Annotated in this window: 17 protein-coding genes; 9 read left to right on the top strand and 8 right to left on the bottom strand. The window is 52.0% G+C overall.

What is annotated here, in order from left to right:
- Nucleotides 1-181 precede the first annotated feature (181 nt).
- Nucleotides 182-5,428, top strand: coding sequence for a DUF11 domain-containing protein (locus tag CRO74_RS14770; protein ID WP_097126800.1), 5,247 nt, complete (start codon nucleotides 182-184; stop codon nucleotides 5,426-5,428).
- A gap of 114 nt (nucleotides 5,429-5,542) precedes the next feature.
- Here the strand turns inward: CRO74_RS14770 and galU are convergent, their stop codons facing one another.
- The 4 genes from galU to CRO74_RS14750 all read right to left on the bottom strand — a co-directional run bounded on the left by galU (nucleotide 5,543) and on the right by CRO74_RS14750 (nucleotide 8,608).
- Nucleotides 5,543-6,406 carry a UTP--glucose-1-phosphate uridylyltransferase GalU gene (gene galU, locus CRO74_RS14765; RefSeq protein ID WP_097126799.1) on the bottom strand — a complete coding sequence of 288 codons (864 nt, stop codon included), beginning with the start codon at nucleotides 6,404-6,406 and terminating at the stop codon, nucleotides 5,543-5,545.
- Between the two features lie 74 nt (nucleotides 6,407-6,480).
- Complete coding sequence (locus CRO74_RS14760; RefSeq protein ID WP_097127114.1) at nucleotides 6,481-7,476, bottom strand: mevalonate kinase family protein; 996 nt, start codon at nucleotides 7,474-7,476, stop codon at nucleotides 6,481-6,483.
- Nucleotides 7,477-7,637: 161 nt separating this feature from the next.
- On the bottom strand, nucleotides 7,638-8,120 hold the full coding sequence (locus CRO74_RS14755; protein WP_097126798.1) for a hypothetical protein: 483 nt from the start codon (nucleotides 8,118-8,120) through the stop codon (nucleotides 7,638-7,640).
- Nucleotides 8,121-8,233: 113 nt separating this feature from the next.
- Nucleotides 8,234-8,608, bottom strand: coding sequence for a transcriptional regulator (locus CRO74_RS14750; RefSeq protein WP_097126797.1), 375 nt, complete (start codon nucleotides 8,606-8,608; stop codon nucleotides 8,234-8,236).
- A 344-nt stretch (nucleotides 8,609-8,952) separates the two neighbouring features.
- Between CRO74_RS14750 and CRO74_RS14745 the strand changes: the two genes are divergently transcribed.
- The 3 genes from CRO74_RS14745 to CRO74_RS14735 are packed head-to-tail and all read left to right on the top strand — an operon-like array spanning nucleotide 8,953 to nucleotide 10,799.
- Nucleotides 8,953-9,621: a hypothetical protein gene (locus CRO74_RS14745; RefSeq protein ID WP_097126796.1), complete on the top strand. Its 669-nt coding sequence runs from the start codon at nucleotides 8,953-8,955 to the stop codon at nucleotides 9,619-9,621.
- A 22-nt stretch (nucleotides 9,622-9,643) separates the two neighbouring features.
- Complete coding sequence (locus CRO74_RS14740; protein WP_097126795.1) at nucleotides 9,644-10,438, top strand: PD-(D/E)XK nuclease-like domain-containing protein; 795 nt, start codon at nucleotides 9,644-9,646, stop codon at nucleotides 10,436-10,438.
- Nucleotides 10,439-10,451: 13 nt separating this feature from the next.
- Complete coding sequence (locus CRO74_RS14735; protein WP_097126794.1) at nucleotides 10,452-10,799, top strand: hypothetical protein; 348 nt, start codon at nucleotides 10,452-10,454, stop codon at nucleotides 10,797-10,799.
- A gap of 165 nt (nucleotides 10,800-10,964) precedes the next feature.
- Here the strand turns inward: CRO74_RS14735 and CRO74_RS14730 are convergent, their stop codons facing one another.
- On the bottom strand, nucleotides 10,965-11,648 hold the full coding sequence (locus CRO74_RS14730; protein ID WP_097126793.1) for an SGNH/GDSL hydrolase family protein: 684 nt from the start codon (nucleotides 11,646-11,648) through the stop codon (nucleotides 10,965-10,967).
- A 547-nt stretch (nucleotides 11,649-12,195) separates the two neighbouring features.
- The gene (locus tag CRO74_RS14725) at nucleotides 12,196-15,648 is read right to left on the bottom strand and encodes a class I SAM-dependent DNA methyltransferase (RefSeq protein ID WP_097127113.1); all 3,453 of its coding nucleotides are present in this window, start codon (nucleotides 15,646-15,648) and stop codon (nucleotides 12,196-12,198) included.
- A 453-nt stretch (nucleotides 15,649-16,101) separates the two neighbouring features.
- On the opposite strand from CRO74_RS14725, the gene CRO74_RS14720 reads away from it, so the two are divergent.
- Together CRO74_RS14720 and CRO74_RS14715 are read left to right on the top strand one after the other, a co-directional pair.
- Nucleotides 16,102-16,680, top strand: a complete 579-nt coding sequence (locus CRO74_RS14720; RefSeq protein ID WP_097126792.1) for a pentapeptide repeat-containing protein — start codon at nucleotides 16,102-16,104, stop codon at nucleotides 16,678-16,680.
- Between the two features lie 84 nt (nucleotides 16,681-16,764).
- On the top strand, nucleotides 16,765-17,952 hold the full coding sequence (locus CRO74_RS14715; RefSeq protein ID WP_097126791.1) for a DUF748 domain-containing protein: 1,188 nt from the start codon (nucleotides 16,765-16,767) through the stop codon (nucleotides 17,950-17,952).
- 86 nt (nucleotides 17,953-18,038) lie between these two features.
- Here the strand turns inward: CRO74_RS14715 and CRO74_RS14710 are convergent, their stop codons facing one another.
- Both CRO74_RS14710 and CRO74_RS14705 read right to left on the bottom strand, forming a co-directional pair.
- On the bottom strand, nucleotides 18,039-18,371 hold the full coding sequence (locus CRO74_RS14710) for a hypothetical protein (RefSeq protein ID WP_097126790.1): 333 nt from the start codon (nucleotides 18,369-18,371) through the stop codon (nucleotides 18,039-18,041).
- 45 nt (nucleotides 18,372-18,416) lie between these two features.
- Complete coding sequence (locus CRO74_RS14705) at nucleotides 18,417-18,692, bottom strand: hypothetical protein (protein WP_097126789.1); 276 nt, start codon at nucleotides 18,690-18,692, stop codon at nucleotides 18,417-18,419.
- 192 nt (nucleotides 18,693-18,884) lie between these two features.
- Here CRO74_RS14705 and CRO74_RS14700 point away from each other — a divergent pair, with 192 nt between their 5' ends.
- The 3 genes from CRO74_RS14700 (at nucleotide 18,885) to CRO74_RS14690 (ending at nucleotide 20,792) form a co-directional block, all read left to right on the top strand.
- A complete protein-coding gene (locus tag CRO74_RS14700) occupies nucleotides 18,885-19,487 on the top strand; it encodes an RNA polymerase sigma factor (RefSeq protein ID WP_097126788.1) in 603 nt (200 codons plus the stop codon).
- A 48-nt stretch (nucleotides 19,488-19,535) separates the two neighbouring features.
- The gene (locus tag CRO74_RS14695; protein ID WP_097126787.1) at nucleotides 19,536-19,955 is read left to right on the top strand and encodes a hypothetical protein; all 420 of its coding nucleotides are present in this window, start codon (nucleotides 19,536-19,538) and stop codon (nucleotides 19,953-19,955) included.
- A 156-nt stretch (nucleotides 19,956-20,111) separates the two neighbouring features.
- Complete coding sequence (locus CRO74_RS14690; protein ID WP_097126786.1) at nucleotides 20,112-20,792, top strand: porin family protein; 681 nt, start codon at nucleotides 20,112-20,114, stop codon at nucleotides 20,790-20,792.
- Nucleotides 20,793-20,850: the final 58 nt, after the last annotated feature.

Genomic DNA, 20,850 nt, shown 5'->3' with positions numbered 1-20,850 from the left:
CATTGACTGGCCGTCTCCCGACTGCCGCCCCAACTCAGGCACTGGCTATGAGTGGGACATCATTACCCGTGTGGGCAAAAAACAGGCAAAAAGGATAAAAAATTGCTTCATATTGAAAATTGCTTCATATTAGGGATGTCCTGTATACAGACATAGACAGGACATCCGTAACCTGTCTTCCATGCCTATTCGTACCCTTTGCCGATTTCTGGTGAGCTGGGCTCTGCTCAGCTCACCCTTATTTAGTTATGCTCAAAATCAGCCTGGCCCCGCTCCACAACAGGATACCCTCCGGCGAATGGCTGAAGAGGAACAGCGACGACTGATAGACCCGGCTACGGGCACTGTTCCTTACGAACGACTCGACGAAGCCCGGCGGCAGCTCAACAACCAATCCACAACGGCTACCGGTGCTCCGGTTGCCCAAAGCGGCATCCCAAACATGACCTGGCAGGAGCGCGGCCCCAGCAACGTGGGGGGCCGTACCCGTGCGCTACTGTTCGACCCCAACGACCCGACGCGTAAGAAAGTATGGGCGGGTAGTTTGGCCGGGGGGCTTTGGTACACCAACGACATTACCGACGCCAGTGCAGTCTGGACGCCCGTCAGCGATGTCTGGGAGAGTATGGTCGTGACGTCGATTGCCGCCGACCCATCTAATCCGCAGATAATGTATGCCGGAACCGGTGACGCTTATGGCTACGTAACGGGGGGAGGAATCTGGAAAACGACCAATGGCGGTACGAGCTGGGTACGGCTGAGCAGCACCATTCCGGGCGGCAACCCACCCGCCCTTAGCTACAGTTTTGGGTACATCCAACGGATTGTGGTCACTAGCAATGGACAAGTGTTTGCGGCTACACGGCTTGGCCTCGTACGCTCAGGGGATGGCGGTACGACCTGGCAGTACACATTAGCGCCCAATCAGGGAATCGGCGTAACAGGTGGGGCAACGGGAAACTACTACAACGATCTGGTTACGGACCTCGAATGGGCAACCGATGGCATATTCTACGTTGGTTTCAACCCCAGCCGGGTGTTCAAATCGACGGACAAAGATGGTTCGACATGGATCGAAATTTCACCCGTAGGCTCAGCAGGTGGGGAGCAAACGGAGCTGGCTCTGGCACCCTCTACCAGCGGAGCCAGTCAGGTGATTTATGGCGTATCAAGGGGCTATAACAACATAAACTATGGGCAGGATGTGAAGTGGTTCAAGAAGAGCATAAATGGCGGTAGTACCTGGACTGATGTACAAATTCCGACCTTTAGCTGGGGCAGTCATTTTACAAATGGGAACGGCTATTATGCGCTGAGTTTAGTCGTTCATCCATCTGATGCAAACACAGTTTACGCTGGAGGTTATAACTGGTTCCGGACGGTTGATGGGGGTAGCAGTTGGAGTAACCCACTCACTAACGCCTATGGTAACTTTTATGCATTGGTATTCCAACCGGGAAATATACAGTCGACGGCACTTTGTAGCGACAAAGGCGTTTTCTGGTCGGCAAACTGGAATGACGTAAGCCTAACCCAACCAACGATTCTGGACAGAAACAATGGTTATCGGATAAACGAAACCAATTCGGTTGCCATGAAATCCAGCCCCGGCAGTGCTTACTTACTGGGAACCAGCCGCAATGGTGCGTTTAAACTAACGGCCAATGGCCTATCAGCAGGATCTGTCTTTTACCAGAACTCCTACGATATGGGGCTTAGTTTCATTGATGACGATACCCCTTCATCGCAGGTATTTCTTACCAGTGGCAGCGTCTATCTGTATAATGGAACAAGTACCCAGTACATAACCGGGCTTAACACAAGCAGTGGAGGGGCCGACTATGATAGCCAAACGAATACACTTTATGCGGCTGATTATAATTACCCAACAAGTCAGTACTTTATTCGAAAAGTAACCGGCATAGGTACCAATGTATCCATAACTCAATTGCCCTTAGCCGGTTTGACGAACACCCCCAGTTTTGTTAAGCTCAATAAAGCCGGAACCGTTTTATTTGCCGGCAGCTATCCGGGCAAACTATACAAAATAAGCAACCTGAGTGAAAGTACGCCCTCGGTTACCTATATCGATAATGGGGCACTTCCTCAATACACGAGTGTTTCCTGTATTGATATAGGCTCCAATGACAACGAACTGCTGGTCACACTCTCCAATTACGGCGTTCAGTCGGTCTGGTACACGAACGATGGCGGGCAAAGCTGGGTAGGTAAAGACCAATCGAACTACGGCCTTCCCGATGTACCCGTCCGGGCTGCGCTGTTTAATCCGCAAAATCGCAGGCAGGTGCTACTGGCAACAGAATTAGGGGTTTGGTCAACTACCGACATCACAACGTCAAACCCCGGCTGGACATTTACGAGCACGGGTATGGGCTCATTCCGGGTGAATCAATTACGGTATAGAGCCTCAGACGGACGTGTTGCGGCTGCCACCTATGGGCGGGGAATATTCTCGTCCGATGCCTTTGCCATTCCTTATACCCTCCCCAGCATTACCCTTACGAATGTCTCGAATATGACACTCTGTGGAGGTAATACATTTACAGTGTCGTTCAGTACCGCCGGACCGGCATTTACTGCGGGGAATACCTTTGAGGTGTGGTTATCGGACGCAATGGGAAGCTTCACAAACGCACGAAAAATTGGAAGTAGTACTACAAGTCCAATTACAGCAACTTTACCAAATGGTTCTAATGCGCTGCCCTATGGCACAAACTATCAGGTAAAAGTTGTTGCGACAAATCCTGATGTAGAGAGCGGCCCGAGCGGAGCTTTGGTTATTGGCAATCTGACCTATGTTTCGTTGAATGACCGGCGTGTAGAAGTCGGTTCAAATTATGGTAATGGCTTTATCTGTACAGGTAGTTCGGCTAAATTACTTGCCATCCTGGCGAATGGTAATACAGCAACTGGCGACGTCTCCTATCAATGGTTCTTAAACAATAACCTCGTAACCGGTGCCACGGCTTCGACGTACATTGCCCGGCAAGCGGGCAATTACACCGTTTCCGCCAAACAAGGCAACTGTACGGTTACCTCTCAATATCAACTAGATATAAATTCATTTACCTCCGCCGGAATACTAGCCCCTACAGGCTTAGCTCCTCAATGCGCTGACCGTCTGCTAACAATAGCCACAGATTACATTGGCGAAACGGCGAGTTTCCAGTGGACACGTAACGGAGTTGCGATTACCGGCGCAACCAGTTACTCATACACGACAAATCTAACGGGTTCATACGCGGCTCAGATCACCGATGGCACTTGTGTTTTCAATTCATCACCCGCCTATTTCCAATTTGGCCAGTCACTTTTTGCGAAGGCTTATACAAACGCACCCGGCGACACCCTTATTTGTACTGCGTCAAACACGGGGATTTTCATTTATCCAACGCTTCCTTATCTGGCAAATGGTTATTCGCTCAAATGGTATCGCAATGGTGTATTACTTTATGAAGCGAATCCGGCAACCACAAATTCAAGTTATTACGCTGATCAGCCGGGTATCTATTATTATGTGCTCAAACAAGGTGCTTGTCAAACAACCAGTAATGCGGTAACTATAGCTGATGCTTCCGCCCTTACTATCGACATTAAGTACGATTACAACACCAAGTCGTTCTGCCCCGGTGAGTCCCGCTATCTATACACTAATTTCATTAGCGGCAGTTTTCAGTGGCAAAAAGATGGGGTTGATATAACAGGGGCAACAAGCAATGGGTATTCGGCAACGGCAACTGGTAGTTATACTGTTCGTATAACCCGGGGCGTTTGTTCAGCCACCTCCCTACCCGTATCGCTCACCTTTAGTAATGCAATTCAGCCCAGATTCTCTTCCAACAATTACACAAAAACAGCCTGTTCCTTTATTAGTATAGCCCCCGATTACTACTCTTTGAACGGCTACCAGTACCGGTGGTATTTAAATGGGGCACTAATCAGCACCGCTACGAATTCGAATTACTACCCCAACCAATCGGGAAACTATTCCGTACGGGTGACCAATGGCAGTTGTACCGGCCTCTCCAACGAAATTTATGTCAACATAAACAATGGACAAACAGACAAGCCACGAATTACCACTCCAGTAAATCGACAGTTGTGCGCTAACAATAGCTTACTTCTAACAGCTACTTATTACAACGGTATACTACAATGGAAACGTAACGGCATACCCATAGACGGGGCCAGGAACTTTCAGTTCTACGCCACTCAATCCGGCATCTATTCCGTTGTCGTCCAGGATGGCTCCTGCTCGGCCGAATCCGACCCCGTCGAGGTAAAAATCGGGGAAGCAACCACCGCTACCCTGTCCGGCAACGCCCTCATCAGTGCCGGACAGTCGGTCAAACTGCCCGTTGCTTTCACAGGACCAGCGCCTTGGTCGGTTTCCCTGGCCAACGGCCAGTCTATAACAGCTACCTACCAGAATCCGGCCTTCATCACCGTTTCGCCCACCACCAACACCACCTACCAACTGGCATCGGTTATCAATGCCTGTGGCACCGGCATCACCTCGGGGCAGGCCAGCGTTTCGGTCGGTATCGGCAGTGCCGATGTAGCCCTCAACATGGCCGTCAGCAACCGCTCCCCCAGGGTGGGCGATGTAATCAGCTATACCCTTTCTGCTACCAACGCCGGACCCGATAACGCCCAGGGCATCCAGCTTAGTAGCCTACTCCCCACCGGACTTTCCTTTGTGAGTAGCTCGTCACCCGGTGTTAGTGCGGCAAATGGCCTGGTCAGTGCCACGCTGGGGACCATCCCCGCCAACAGCCAAAGCGCCATCAGCTTCCTGGCCACACCCACCCTGCCCGGCACCTTTGCCACGGCGGCCCAGATCACCGCCAGCCTGACCCCCGACCCCGACAGCCAACCCAACTCGGGCACCGGCGATGGTCAGGATGATGCCGTCATGGTCGACTTACGCACCACCAGCTCGGGAGCCTTTACCAGTTCGGACAATCCGAACCAGCTTCCCCTGCCCGTCGTCTCGACCAGTCAACCCGCCACCGACCCCAACACCGCCGACCTGAGTCTGAGCCTGCGTGTCGACAAGCTCACCCTAACCACCACCGACATCCTCAGCACCAGCATAACGGTTAGCAACCGGGGCGGTGCCTCGGTGGCTTCGGTCATTGTGGAGCTGGTGCTGCCCAACGGCACGGCCTCCCCGGTTAGCCAGGTGAACTGGGTGGGGGTGAGTGGGCAAGTCTACAAGGGGTACATCAACCAGCTGGCCGCGGGTCAGTCGGCTTCGCTGGTGCTGAGGTGGCAGGCTACGGGCAGCGGCACGCTGAAAGCCCAGGTGCTGGACGCAAGTGAGGCCGATTCGGACTCGACGCCGGGCAATGGCTATAGCAAAGGGGAAGATGACGAAGCAACGATTCAGCTTCGTGTCAGGTGAAAATTTTTAAATCAGGACTATTGTAGTAAGTGGTTGGGCGTAGCCTGGACGCCCAACCACTTACTACAATACAGGCCCTTGAGAAATTCTGAACAGTTTTTGTAAAACCTTTATTTACTTCTTCACAATCTCTTCGAGGAAGGCCCGAAACTTGTCGGCGAATTCGGGGCGCTTGAGGGCGAACTCGACGGTCGTTTTCAGGAAATCGAGTTTATTGCCGATGTCGTGGCGTTTGCCTTCAATGCGATGTGCGTATAAGTTCTCCCGCTTCAGCAACAGCAACAGGGCATCGGTCAGTTGAATTTCGTTGTTTTTTCCAACCGGCGTTTGTTCCAGCATCGCGAAAATCTCGGGGGTGAGGATGTACCGACCGGCAATGGCCAGATTCGATGGTGCTTCATCAAGGGCGGGTTTTTCCACCAGCGTATCGAGTTCAAAAATCCGGTCGCCCAACGATTTCCCCCCTACAATACCGTACCGGTTCACCTTGTCGTGAGGGACTTCTTCCACGGCAATGACCGAGCCGCCAAACTGCGCAAAAGTGTCGATCAATTGCTGGGTAACCGGAATAACCGAATCCATGATGGTGTCGCCAAGGAGCACGGCAAAGGGTTCATTCCCTACGTGGTGACGGGCATACCGAATGGCGTCGCCGAGGCCGTTCAGCTCCCGCTGACGTACGTAGTGCAGGTTCGCCATGTCGGACAAACGGCGCATCTCGTCGAGCAGCAACTGATCTTCTTTTTCTTCGAGCCGCATTTCGAGCTCGTAGTTGCGGTCGAAGTGGTCTTCGATGGCCCGCTTGCCTTTACCCGTAATAATGAGAATGTCTTCAATACCCGAATCGACGGCTTCCTGCACAACGTACTGGATGGTAGGGCGGTCGATAATCGGGAGCATTTCTTTCGGCTGAGCCTTGGTGGCGGGCAGAAACCGGGTTCCAAGTCCGGCAGCGGGGATAACGGCTTTCTTGATCATAAATGAAATTTTATGTAGAGACGCAATACGTTGCGTCTCCTATGCGTCAGCCAGAGACGCAACGTATTGCGTCTCTACACTACATATGGCTTTATAACTCGGGCATTGATTTTCTTCAGTTCGACAAAGAGCCGGTTGAGCATGGCATCGTCGCGGTAAAGGCCGATGATGGAACCGCCGGAACCCGTAAAGGATGCCGATGCGCCACAGGCGCGGGCGGTTTCAATTAAACTCTGGTTTCGGTCGCTGATGGAATATATCTGAGCCCGCAGATCGAAATTTCGGTTTACCAGCTCATTCAATAATTTGGTATCCTGGTTCAGCATGGCCTCCCGACCTTCGCGGGCTACGTCGGCAATAGCGTTCATGGTGTCGACCACAATGGGTTCGCCTTTGAGCCAGCGTGCCCGAACGTCGTTGTGTACACGTCCGGATTGTTTGCCCAGATCGGTGTTGTAGGCAATGTACAGTTTTGGCAAAAGCCGGGAGTCGAGGGGTTCGTACTGACCGTACCCCTGGCGTTCCATGGTTTCGCGCTCAAAGTCCATGTACACGCATCCTTCATAACACTGAATAACGCGATCCTGCAACCCGGCCGTAATACCCAGCTCCTCTGCTTCGGTGGCCAGCACCAGATTGGGCAATATCGGCCGTGGAATCTCTACGTTGTAAAACTGCATCAACGCCCGGAATGTAGCCACGATGATGGCGCTGGAACCGGATAACCCCACCTGCCGGGGTATAGACGTATTATAGCGGATCGAAAAATTCTGATTGGGAAGCCGGATGTGTTCCGACTCGCAGTATTCGGCAAATTTTTTAACCGCGGCTTTCAGGAGCGGCACTCCCCCGTGATACCCCAGCATACTCACCGAATCGCGCAGGTGGTGCAGGCTCCGGAATACGTTCGTATCCTGTGGCTGTGGTTCGATGTGTAGTTCGGGCGACGGGTAAAGCGTTACAGACGCGCCAAAATTTCGGACGGTGATCGCAATGGTTTTACCAAAAAATCCATCGGACGGATTGCCAAGCAGGCCCGCCCGAGCATAGGCACGGGTTTCGATGAGCAAAATAGTATAGCGAAGCTTGTCTCCGCTGGCTAATAGATTAAACGACAAGTTTACGAAAGAATCGGCATCATAAAATAGAAAGCGCCGTCCGCAGGCTAATAAAAAAAGCGACCGGTTTATTAGCCGGTCGCTCACGCATAGTAGTTACCTGTCCTGACGGCCTACTTGACATCGTCTTTCTGCACACTTTCCTTGTCTTTGCCCGTATAGCCGACATTATGCGGATCGTAGCCTTTATTTGGATCATCGCCCTCTTCCAGATACGTTGCATCGGACCGGTGAAAAAGTGCATCATCGGAAGGATTTTCTGCCACTTCGCTCAGCTTTTTCGCGGCTTCGTCGCTCATCATATGTCCTTTAGGTGCTTCAGAAATGGCATCGGCGTCGACATCCCATTCCTGCGACGTGCCCAGGCTTTCGCCACGTGGGTCGCCTACCCGGCCTTCGCCCGTATTTGCTTCGCGGGTGTCGTGCGTCATGTTTCTGTTTTCGGTATCCATATCCATACCCGACGTCGTACCGATCTGGTTTGTACCAACCCCTTCCGATTCCCGACCATAGTCAGAATCGCCATGTTGATTAGGGTCTTTTGAATAATATTCAGGGTCGAGTTTATCCGGGTCGAATGGTGATGTAGTTGCCATAACGTTACGTGTTAGTTTACCCTATAACCGGCAAAAGGGGCGGGTTGTTTTGGAGTTAGTGGAGTGGTGGAGTCAGTGAAGTAGTTAGAAGTTCTTTCACTTTGCCACTCCACCTACTCCACTACTCCACCCACTCCCCTCCTAACCTCCGCCAGCAGTTGATCGTTGGTTTGTTGCAGCAGCGACAGACGTTCGTTTAGCTGAAAAAGCAGGAACTCCATGTTGCGCAATCGCTCTTCGGTGGTGATAGCCGCCGAGGGTGAACTCAGGACTTTAAACATCAGCCCTTCGCCCCGCAACAGCCAGTCGCCGTTCACCTGCGGATAGGCCACCAGAATCTTTTCGAGCGTATCGTAACGGGGTTTTAACCGACCGTGTAAAATATGATAAACTTTTTCGCCCCGGTGTTCGCCGAGTTGTCTGGCGAATTCAAGAACGCTGATGCCAAGCGAATCAATTAATTGCTGAAGCCGGAGGTGAATGGTCATAACTTACACTTTTTTATGTAAAAACGGATGGCCGGGTGCCCGGGCTGGCGTACCAGTTGCCCGACTGGAATGGGAACGGATATACATTTTGCCAAAGTTCCCACAAAGGCGAGGAAACAAGCTGAAAAATACGCAAGAGAGGCCCTTTAGGGAACTTTTACACGATAAGTGAGTGCAACTTCACTGACCTGAATGGCGGGCCTGTGAGGCCCGTAATTACTTATAGAACGGGCTTGTTTTTTACACAGTTTTGTGTAACTTTAAGTCAGTAAACACGACCCCTTAAAAAGGCAAAAGGGACCTCAAAATGGGCCCCCTGCTTGAACAGTAAACAACAAATACTAATGAACACACAAAACAAAAGCCAAATCGAGACAATTCAAAGCGGTAGCTCACTTAAACCGAATCAAAACAGTCAGGAATTGACTGGCGAGGTCGTGAATAACGGGGTCGCCCGGCGATATAAATACCTGGAGGGCCACCCCCGCCAATATCGGTTCGACGCCAAGGAAGGTGTCTTCAATATTAACGGGAATGAAAAGCTTGGCCGAACGCTCACCTTTCAGCCAATTGCCTGGCGGATTTTTACGGATAATATCCTGAATATGGGCACCAAAAACTGGGCAGAAATTTTCTTCATCGACGAGAAAAATTGTGTGTCAGCGGTGCTCTTTCACGGCTACTCGGTCGACAATATTTTCCGGCTCATCGAACCGCTTTACTACGACGATCTGACGCTGGCCGATGTGGTGATCACGGCCGTAGCCGAGAAAAAAGAGAACAACAAAATTCAGCCGAAAGGGGTGTATTACATCGCCAACTTTACCTATAAAATGGGCGATGTCGAAAAAACAAAGGAGTTGAAAGAGTTTGCGCAGGAGCGGTCCGCCGGTGCGGTTAAAATTTTCCGGCAGGAAACCCTGACGGACATTGCCAACATCAAAACGGCCATGAACTACTACAACCCCTTTGCCAACCCGGTCGATGAGCCCGTTTTACTGGCTGCCGGATAACTTCACTTCCCCCTGTTCTCCTATGATTTCTCAATTGCTGACAACGGCACAACAGCCGCTCTTTACGCCGGGCGATGAGTACCGATCACTGCCCAGGATATCAAATTCGGACTTGACCCGGCTCAAGGAAGAACACCTGGGGTATTGGTCGGTACCCTCGGCCCGGTTTATTCCCGAAAAGACCAAGGCATTTGGCCGGGCTTTTCACCAGCACCTGCTCGAACCCGAAACGGTGGGCACCGTACTGGCGCAACTGCTGCCCGATCTGGTTGACCCGGCGGGCCGTCCGGAACTGAACGCGCTGGCCCCCGCTCAGGAGAAGCAGTTACACGCCCTGATGCACACCATTCGGCAGGACGCGTTTTGTCGGCGGTACCTGCGGCTGTCGGAGCGGGAACGGATTGTGCTGTCGACCGAGCCAACAACGGGCGTGGCCTGCAAAGCGCGGCTGGACATGGTGTACACGAGTCCTAAACGCCGGAATGCGCTTGTTATCGACTTGAAAACAACCTCGGCCCGCACACAGGCGCAGTTTCTGGAATCCTGCTACACCTACGACTACGACCGGCAGGCGGCTTTTTACCTGGACAGCCTACGTCATGCCGACAGTCGCGAATGGAGCACGACGAAGCAGTTTCGCTTTGTGTTCGTTGGCATCATGAAACAAAGTCCTTATCGCCTGTTTGCCGTTGATGCCACGTCGATTCCGGGCTTTATCGATTACGGCCGGAAGAAATACCGCTTCTGGCTCCGCAAATGGCGGGACGAGCAGGCTCCCGAGCAGACAATGGCGTCGGCCTGGAGTATGAGTGCCTAAATCAACAACCGTTATGAACGCTTCCATTATAACCCTCACCCCTGCCGAACTCCACTTCGACTGGGGTACCGATGGACTGGTATTGTGGATTGAAGAACTGGACGGGGCAGATAGTCTGGCGGGGCAGATGAGCGAAGTGATGGACCGCATTGCCTTTGCCATCGAACTGCAAACGGGCTGGGACCACCGGACGGATGGCGACACCCTGCACCCCCTCTACGGCTATCGGCTCCTCCTGCGTGATGCATCGGGCCTGTGGAACGCCGTCCAAACCGACGAAACCGGCCACTTCGCCGGGCTTACCCCGCTCGAAGAAATGGACTACGAACTGGCGTACGATAAAGTAATGTGGATTGAGTAAGGTTTTAAGTGATAAACGTTAAACCAGTAAGTGGCTGTCGCGAGAGCAACTCGTGCGACAGCCACTTAGTATTTTAATGTGAATTTGGGATTATAAATAGCCCAGGCGGGGCGTTTGGTGGTTGGGCATAGTCTGTGCCCAACCGAGATAAGATTCCTAGATTCCTTAAAGCATAAAAGCTGAAATTAGCTTAAAGATTACCGCATGCCCCTTATCGTTGGGGTGTATGCCGTCGGCACTTAGTAGTTCCGGCTTCATTAAGTTATCCGGACCCGCTAACGGGTCGAAAATATTGATAGAGAGTAAGCCATAGTTTGTCAGAACCGCATCTCGTTGAAGCAGTAATTTGGCCGTAACGTCGGCACTGAAGGTACGCGGTAAAGGCGTCGTAACAATCACGCGATTTACACCGGCAGCCAACGCTCTGCTCCTGATGATATTGAAATTGGCAATGATCTCATCAACGCTACAGCCAATAACAAGATCATTTGACGATATACTAAGAATCAACGTTTTGGGCTTTTCCTTAAGAGCAGCATTGATGTTGCGTAAGGTGTCTGAAACAGGCCGGTTAGCCGGACGACTGGCGTTTGTTGGCAGAAGGTGGTAACTGGTGTATCCTCCTCTGGCCAGGTTAACGACGCGACTATTTGGTAACTGCTGACTAAGCGTTCCCGCCCATGAATACTTGTAATCCGAAGCTCCCCAGCCTTCTGCCGTTGACGAACCAATTATGACGATTGTTTCCGTAAGGGGCTTTCCGTTACCATCTACCTTGGTATCTATCGTGTCAGGTTTGCAACTTGACAAAAAAGCGAGAAGGAGTAACAGCAATAATTGGCTTTTCATTAGTATCAAACTTAGGTGTACGGATTAATCGCAAAAATATCAAATTGTATACTCAAAAGCGACTATTGTACTGGTTTGAAATTACCAAAAATCGTTAAATCAGCATTAAGTTTAACGTGAATTTGGGATTATAAATAGCCGAGGCTCAATTTTTGTCATCCCGACGCAAGGACCGGGCAGCCTGTTAATAGTTAGTCGAGATTCGGACTTGTTTAAAGCGCCGTAGGTGCGCCCTTAAAAGACCTGATCAGGACGCACCTACGGCGCTTTATAGGGAACTCACCCTCTCTTTTCTATTGACAGGCCGCCCCTGACAGGGCTTTTCTGTAAGAAAAAGTAAGTGTATGCATCCTGGGGTTAAGGAGCTCACACCACATTTAACCCCGTTGGGCATAGTCTGTGACTATGCCCAACGGGGGATCGGCTTTGTCCGGGCCAAGCTCTGGCTTGGCCATAGTCTTCAACTAGCCAACGGCCAAGCCAGAGCTTGGCCCGGACAAAGCCGCCAACGTTTATTCTAACTTCTATTTTGGTAAAGCACCAGACCCTACGATGCGTAGGTATTCTCCGGCGTTAGACGCAGCAGCGACAGCGTCGTGAGCGTATCGAGCAACGGCTGTACTTTGACCACACCCGCCCCTTTGAACTGAGCCGCTACCTGCGCGACGCTCACGGGCAAACCCGCCTGCTGAACAAACGTTCGAATGGCCTGCATTTGCCCGGCCAGTTCTTTGGGCCACTCCTGCGGCCCGCCCGACTCGACGCGCTGCGTTTCCTTCGCTGTGGTAACGCCGAGATCAATGCCCATCTGCTGCTGACCGGGTGCCTGGTACTCGGGACGCAGGTAACGAATATGCCCGGCGGCTTCTTCGGCGGCCCGCTCGTGATTGAGCCGAACCAGGCGGTTGAGGATTTCGCTCTCGGGCAAGTCGTGCGGCCAGCCGTAGGCATCGGCAACGGCCGCGTCGATTTGCTGATGCAAACTCAGCACGACCGACGCCAGTCCCATTTGATTGATGGCCTGCTCTTTGGGCGTCAGGGCTTCACCGGTTTTCAATTTCTCGACTACGTTGTACAGATCGGTAAGCGTCAGGGCAGCGTGTGCAGCCTGTTGCCGTTTGCGGTGGGCGTCCAATTGCTCCGCCAGTTCACGAATACGGGCCTGTTGTGCCGGGGTCGCGTCGGGGAAAGGGAAAGGGTCGAAACAGCGGGAGTTTGCATAAACCGGATCATCACCGACCCCAAGTCGACCACCATTGGCAATGGCCCACGTTTCATGGACATGACTTGATAGAATGCCTAATTCATAAGCATCCTCAAAAGCGATTGCTACTATTTTTGCATCTGGTATCAGATCGACGTTCACAAAAGAAAATATTCTGTGACGCGCAGTTTGAGTAGTCACAATATAGCGTTTTAACCCTCTTAACATCGAACGAAGTGTCGGATTTGGCTCCCCAAAAATCCACCATTTTTCTCGCCTTGATGTTCTGTTATTCTGATCTCGTTCAGGCTTAACCAAGTTATAAATACGGTGATATACTTCTGGATAAAGGTTTATTATCTCATCTGGGCTTAGTCCATACATATCAATAGCAAACAAGCCTCGACTTTTTTGAACAAGGTCTTTCCCATTCATATAGGGCCGAATTCGTTCACGAAGTCCATTTCTCTTACTGAAGCCAAGAGATTCTAACTCTTCATATTTAGCAAGAAAACCAGCACCATATAGCCCTACACCAACATTCGACAATCCCCTGTTTGATCGTAAGGATTTAGCTGAATCTAGGTCGGCACCAACCGTTAGATTTGCGTTTATTTTCCCTTCAACCTGTTCAACTTGTATTTCACAACCTTCTTCTTCATCTTGATACTGTTCAGACTTTACCAAAAATAACAAACCAGCAATATTTCCTTTTTCCACAGAGGTCATGGCGATTCTAACTGATGCCCCACTTCCTGAGTCTACCCAAGCATGGTTAGGAATACAAAACGTTATAGAAACAGGCGTAATTTCGTTTTCAATAAATCCCTGAATGACCCGTCTATTAAATGTCATCGAGATTGAATTGGTTGTAATAAATCCAAACCTTTCAGTACGTACGCTCTGCAACATAATTCCAGCATTGTACCACCAGTACATTACTAAGTCCGCTGATTCAGGTATTTTTCCTTTATATGCCTTCCGTAATGCTTCAACATATCCATCGCCTAATAAATCACGCATTCTTTTATCTCCCACGAACGGCGGATTACCCACAATGAAATCAGCTTGTGGCCATTCGGCGGGTTGCGGATTGGGATAGTCATAAACCGTTGTGCGGGCGGTTTCATCGGGTACGGGTTGGCCGGTTGCCGGGTGTAGTTTGGTGGTTATCCCATCCCAGCGCGTAACGGGCTGGCCGCTGGCATCCAGACGTGGAACGGGCGGGCCATGCTGCAACACCGCGTCCTGCTGATGGATATTCTGGTACTCGTCCAATAGCGGTTCGCGTAGTTCGCTATCGCCGTTGGTGCGCAAGTGCCATTGCAGGTAGCCGATTTTCAACACAACGTCGGCAATGGCTGCCGCGCGGGGATTCAGTTCCAGACCCAGCAACTGACGCGGGCTAACCGTTGTCCCGCCACCGAGATTGAGAATACCCGTTTGGCCGTAGGAGTTGATAGCCGCCAGTACTTCGCCCTCCAGTCGCTTCAAATGTTCGAGCGTTACGTAGAGGAAGTTACCCGAGCCGCAGGCAGGATCGAGAATTTTGATACTCGTGAGCCGGGTCAGGAACTTCATCAGCTCGGCGCGCGCATCTTTGGCGTTTCCGGCATCGAGGAGCAGCGCGGCTGCGGCCTGGGCGTTGGTCCACTCCCGGCGAAGCGGCTCAATCACCGTTGGCATAACGAGCCGTTCAACGTAGCGCCGGGGTGTATAATGCGCCCCCAGGCTGTGGCGTTCGCGCGGATCGAGGGCGCGTTCGAGCAGGGTGCCGAAAATGGCCGGTTCCACGTCGCGCCAGTCGGCTTCGGCGGCTTTGAGCAAAAGCGTCCTTTGATCGGCCGTGAGCGGCAGGGCGCGGGCGTCGTGAAAGAGTTTGCCGTTGAAGCGTTTGAGCCGGGTTTTCAGCTCCGACGAAAAGCCACCCGTATCCATTTTCTCCCACAGGTTGTGCAGCGCGTCGGGCAGGTACTCCAGCAGATCGGGAGCCGCGTACTGCCGGAGCATCCCCGTAAACGACTCTTTGGGAATCAGGCCCACATCCTCGGCAAACATCGTAAAGAGCGCCCGCATCAGAAACTGCGCCACCAGATCGGGGGCGTGACCCGCCCGTTCGAGCTGGCTCGACACCCCCGCCAGGTAACCCGCCAGTTCGCGCGTCACGCGGGCCGTTCGGCGGGTGGGGTCCAGTTCGCGGGGGTTCGTGAAGAGTTGCGCGAGCAGCGAGCGCGTTGACTCCTCGGCGAGCCGGGGCAAAAGTATGCGGTAGTGCGTTTGATCGGGAAAGGGAACGAACGAGTCGCCAACCCCCGCGAAGTTGCTGTACAGGTCGATGCAGTACCCCACATCGACAACGACAACGAACAGCGGGCGGGGCTCCCCGGCGGGCAGCGCCCGGACGTAGCTGAGGGCCTGCTGCCGGGCCGACTGCATCATCTGCTCCCACTTGGCGGTTCTGCGAATGGCGTGGCCTTTACGTCGTTTTTCGGGCGGCAGGCCCAATTCGGCGCGTTCAAAGGTCTTTTGCTGATCGGGGCTTTCGGTGCCCTGCTTGGTTTCGAGCACAAAGCAGCCGCGTTTGTAGAGGTCAATCCGGCCGGTGCTGGTTTTGGCTCCGTCCTGAAAGGTGACGGCCCGTTCGGTTACGTAGGCATCCTGCGCGGGATCGTGGGTGGTGGGGTCGGGCCGGGCAACGCCGAGCAAGTCACAAAGGTCTTGAAGAAATAAAACGTAGTTGGCACGTTCGGCCCCGCCGGAGATTTCCCAGCGCGTGATAAACTCAGAATACGTCACGTTTAACAAGTGTAGATGGATAGCCAAATATAGAGGAATTCAGTGGGGAAGCGGCTTCGCCTAAGTCAATAAGTCAAGGGGTCAAGAAGTCAGGGAGTCAAGGGGTCAGGGAGTGGCTTCACTTAAGTCTGTTCCGTGATGTCGGGTTCTTAAACCCGACAAGCGAGGACGGTTCGCCCGCCCCGGCGTACCGGTTGCGATTCTTAAAACCTCGTGTCATTGGGGCAAGAAGGTTTTGAGAAACCTTCCCATGTCGGGTTTAAGAACCCGACATCACATAAGTAAGTCAGCAAGTGGCCGTCGCACACGTGTTGCTTTCGCGATAGCCACTCCTTAACCCCCTGACTTATTGACCCCTTGACCCCTTGACCCCTTGACTTATTGACTTAAAATGCAACCTTTCTCTGCCAGCCTGCATCTTTCCTGAAAATCACCTGAAACTTCAGAAAAATCATGAAAGCTATTCTCCTCTCACTTTTAGTTGCCTTTACGGCTCTGGCTCCCGCGCTGGCACAAAAAACCATCGACGCGAAAGACATTATCGCCCAAATCAACCGCAAACAAAGCGTCTCGTATCAGAACGTCACCATCAACGGCGACCTCGACCTGACCAATTTGGCCAATCGAAAAGAAGTACGGGAAGGTTTTTGGAAAGGCGACTCCGAACAGTTTCTGAGCGTCGTGGAAGTGCCTCTTTCGTTTAAAAACTGCACGTTTACGGGCAAAGTACTGGCCTACCGGACAGAAGACCAGGACCGGCGGATTATCAAGGTGAGCAACATCGTTTACAACGCCGATTTCGCCGAAGCCGTTACCTTCGACGGCTGCCAGTTTGAAAACGATGCGGCTTTCAAATACTCGCTGTTTAGCCAGCGGGCTATTTTTACCAACAACACCTTCCGGGATGGGGCGCTGTTCAAATACAGCAAATTCCGCGATGAAGCTGATTTTAGCGGCTCGACCTTCCGGGACTACGCCGATTTCAAGTACACCACCCTCGACGGGCGCAAGTTCTCCCCGAACGGTAGATAAGTGTTCACCAGACCTATAAGGTTTTGAAAACCTTATAGGTCTATAATTGAGTTTATCAAAACGTTAAACCAACCACTCAACGTTTTGAAACGAGCCACTAAAATTCTCATTGCGCTTGTCGTTCTGCTGATCATTGCCCGTTTGTTGCTGCCCTACTTTGTGCTGCGGTACGTTAACAAGACTTTAGCCGACATGGGCAGCTATACCGGCCATGTCGAAGATATTGATATTCAGCTCATTCGGGGCGCTTACCAGATTGACGGCCTGCGCATTCGAAAAATCAACGGGAAGATAAAGGAGCCGTTTATCTACATTCCCAAAACCGATCTGTCGGTCGAGTGGAAGTCGCTTTTCAAGGGGAAACTCGTGAGTGAAGTCGAGTGCTACGAACCCGAAGTGAACTTTGCCTTCAGCGAAAGCGAGGCCAGCAGCCAGACCGGGGCCGACGTAGACTGGACCGCTTACTTAAAAAAGCTGCTGCCCATCAGCATCAACCGGTTCGCCGTGATCAATGGCCGGGTCGACCTAACCAGCCTGGTTACGCAGCCCCGCGCCGATCTGTCCATTCAGAAGCTACAGGGCGAAATCCGGAACATCCGGAACGTGGAGGATGAGGGTAAAAAACTCCCCTCGCCGGTTGTGGCGTCGGGCGATGTGCCGGGTTACGGCGGCACCATGAATTTTTCGGCAAACATGAATCTGCTGAAAGAGATGCCTGATTTCGACTATAACCTCCGGTTCAGCGACCTTCAACTGGTAAAACTCAACCCGCTGGCGAAAGAGTACGCCAATCTTGACTTCGAGCGGGGAACCGTGAGTGTGTACAGTGAAATGGCCATGCTCGATGGCAAGCTGAACGGCTACCTCAAGCCCCTCACCAAAGGCATGCAGATCTTCAAGCTCAATGAGCACGAAGGTCGTTCGGTAGGGCGTTTCTTTACGGAACTGCTGGCCCAGGGCGGCACCGCCATCCTCAAAAACCAGAAAAAAGACCAGGTAGCCACCCGGGTTCCGCTCAGCGGCACGGTCGATAACATCGAAACGTTCGTCTGGCCAACTATTTTCGGAGTGCTGCGCAACGCCTACATCGAGGCTTTTAAAGGAGAATTCGACAACAACATCACCCTGAGCGACGCGCTCAAAAGTGTAAAAGAGGACTTCAAAGAGAAACGGGCGGAGCGAAAGGCCGAACGTAAAGAGAAACGCGCTGAGCGAAAAGCCGAGCGCAAAGCGAAACGAGCCAAACGAAAGGCCGAACGCGAGAAAAAGTAGTGTAATACCGACCGTCCCGGTCGGGTGTGAAAACAGTTAAGTTATCTATCACATCCGACCGGGACGGTCGGCACTACACTACTACACTACTGAGTCTTCCGACGGCGGATCAGCGTATCCTTACGGGCACCGGAGTCGGTTCGGCGCGGTTCGTATCGGTTTCGGGTCTTCTGTACACCCGCGTCCTTTTCCTTTTTGTAGGAAGGAAGTGCACTGTTCTTGCTTTCCAGATTATCCTTCTGCGATGGCGGAGGAATGGGTTTATTGGACCGTGGGGATGCGGCCGACATGGCTTTTGGTTTGGTCGCATTCGCCGTTGTCGACTTCGTTGAACCCGATCCGGCTGTTGATCCTTTGGGTGCTGTCTGAGCCATTGCCGTCGTGGCCAACAGCATGACCCCTATCACTAGTTTCATCATAACGTTTTGTTGAGTTTTTGTCGTTGAATTATACAATACAAACAACTACCGTCGCACGCTGTCTACTTTTGTAGCCCCTCCCCGTCGCAGCGAATCGGGTGGTAAGCGCCGTTGTTTCCGGTTTTTCGGTAAGGTTGTGTCCATACCGGCTTCCATCTTCGACCGCTGCCGTTGGTTCATTTTCACCTTTGGCTGCGCCGGATTCGCCTGCCGCGTATCGGTCGTGGAGGTCGACTGCTGCATAACAGGCGACTGATTACTTTGCGCAAAGGCTCCTGCACTCAGCGCCATAGCCAGTAAGCCAAACAAGAACCGTTTCATAATTTCGTTGAGTTTGTATGACCTTGTAACGACCTGAGCCGGTAATAGGTTATGGTAAGAAGGGGTTATTGAGTAAGCGAGCCCGTTTACCATCATTATTGGCCTTACATGACGTTGTTTGTAAAGGAGTTACTGATCGATTATGGAATTTCGCCGGTTTCTGCATCTACCGGATAAGCAGTCCAGCAAAGTATGTTTCTCAAACTGTTTCGTAAGTCCCGACCCGGTCCGGAGCGTTCCCGCAACGACCCGGCCGATTACATTGCTACTTATCGGGCTACCGGCGATCTGGCGGTGCTGGGTGAACTCTATGAGCAATACATGGATCTGGTGTATGCCGTTTGCTTCAACTACCTGCGCGATGAGGACGAAGCCAAGGATGCCGTCATGAACCTGTTTGAACAACTCGTAACCGACCTTCGCAAACACGAGGTGCAGCAGTTTGGTCCCTGGCTTCATAGTGTAGCGCGTAATTATTGCCTGATGCAGCTGCGCAAAAAACAGGCTCACCCCAAAGCGGCCCTGGTAAATGGCAACGGAATTGACCTGGACGATGAGCCGGTTATGCAGCTTTCGGCCGATGACGACGATCGGGCGGAGCTGGAAGAAGACCTGACCCTGATGGAAACCTGTCTGGAAACCTTACCTCTTGAACAGCAAACGTGCCTGAGGTTGTTTTATCTGGAACGGAAAACCTATACCGATGTAGCTGAGCTGACCGGCTACGACCTAAAACAGGTAAAAAGTTATTTGCAAAATGGGCGTCGGAAGTTGAAAATTTGTATGCAGAAGTAAGGGGATAACCCACCATTAACAGCATGGGTTCTGACCCACGCTACAGCCATGATTGACCAATTAACGTTTGATGAGTTACGTGCCTACCAGTCCGGGCAGTTGACTGGCCCGGCGCGCTACCGCGTGGAGCGCCTGCTGCTCGAAAACCCGTTCTATGCCGATGCACTGGCGGGGCTGGAAGCCATGCAGCAAAGTACAACCAGCGCCCAGCCCACTGCCGAGCAACTGGCCGACCTCCGGGATGCACTTCATGAACGCATTCACGCAACGGCAAACCGGAAACGACTCTGGCCGCTCTGGATTGCCACGACCACAGCCGCCATTCTGTTCATGCTTGCCATGGCTATCTACTTTATTTTCTTTGCACCGAAGCACTCACAAAAACCCAAAGTAAAACCAACGCATTCGGTAACCAGCATTTGGGTCCAGCCGCCAGTGAGAGTACATTCAGACCTGTGGCCCGGCTGAGGCAGTATACATGCCTCCTGATCAATCAATCCACTTATCTATTTTTCGGTCGAATTGAGCGCAAAAAGTGCGTAAAAAACCGGCCATTGCGTCAATTGGCTAAAACATTTACAAAACCAGCGCGTTAACGGGACATAACAACTTATTGTTCAGTCTATGTTTCGCGCAAATTCACTACGTGCTATTACCCTATCGTTTATCTTGATTACTGGCTGTCTATCAGCCACTTTCGCCCAACAGCGATTCAGTGCGGGGCCACGCGTTGGCTTAAATTTATCCACATTTGGCATGGATGCCAGAGACTATACGCTGAAGCCGGGTGTAACTGCCGGTGCCTTTTTAATGTATAGTTCGCTCAACCATTTTGGTATTTCGGGCGATGTACTTTACTCTCAGATGGGAGCCAACTACAAGCAGCCTAACAGCAGTCAGGTAAACTCCTACGGCCAGCGGATCAACTATCTGGAAATCCCCATTGCCTTACGCTATTTCCTGACGCTGAACGGTAACTTCCGGCCCAACATATTCTTTGGCCCCTCGCTGGGGTTCAAGCTGAACGCAAAACGGAATGATCGAATAACAAATGGCATCAATCAGAATGACATCGACAACAGTGCTGATTATCGGTCTATGGATTTAGGACTGGCTGCCGGTTTTCAGCTTAACTTTAAGGGATTGGGCGATCGTCAGCGGTTCCTGATCGATGCCCGTTACCGATATGGCCTGAGCGATATCACCCTCAGTGACGGCCAGAACATCAATAACTCAACCATTACGCTAACCCTCGGCTACGGCTTTGGCGTTGGTCCCGAATACCGCAGCCGCTACCGCCGGTAGTTGATTTAGAAGCTGTTCGCGTCAATCGCTAACGCAAACAACTTCTTACGCCTTTGCC

This window comes from Spirosoma fluviale, from assembly GCF_900230225.1.
GTDB lineage: Bacteria > Bacteroidota > Bacteroidia > Cytophagales > Spirosomataceae > Spirosoma > Spirosoma fluviale.
This window is presented reverse-complemented; position numbering and strand designations above follow the sequence as displayed.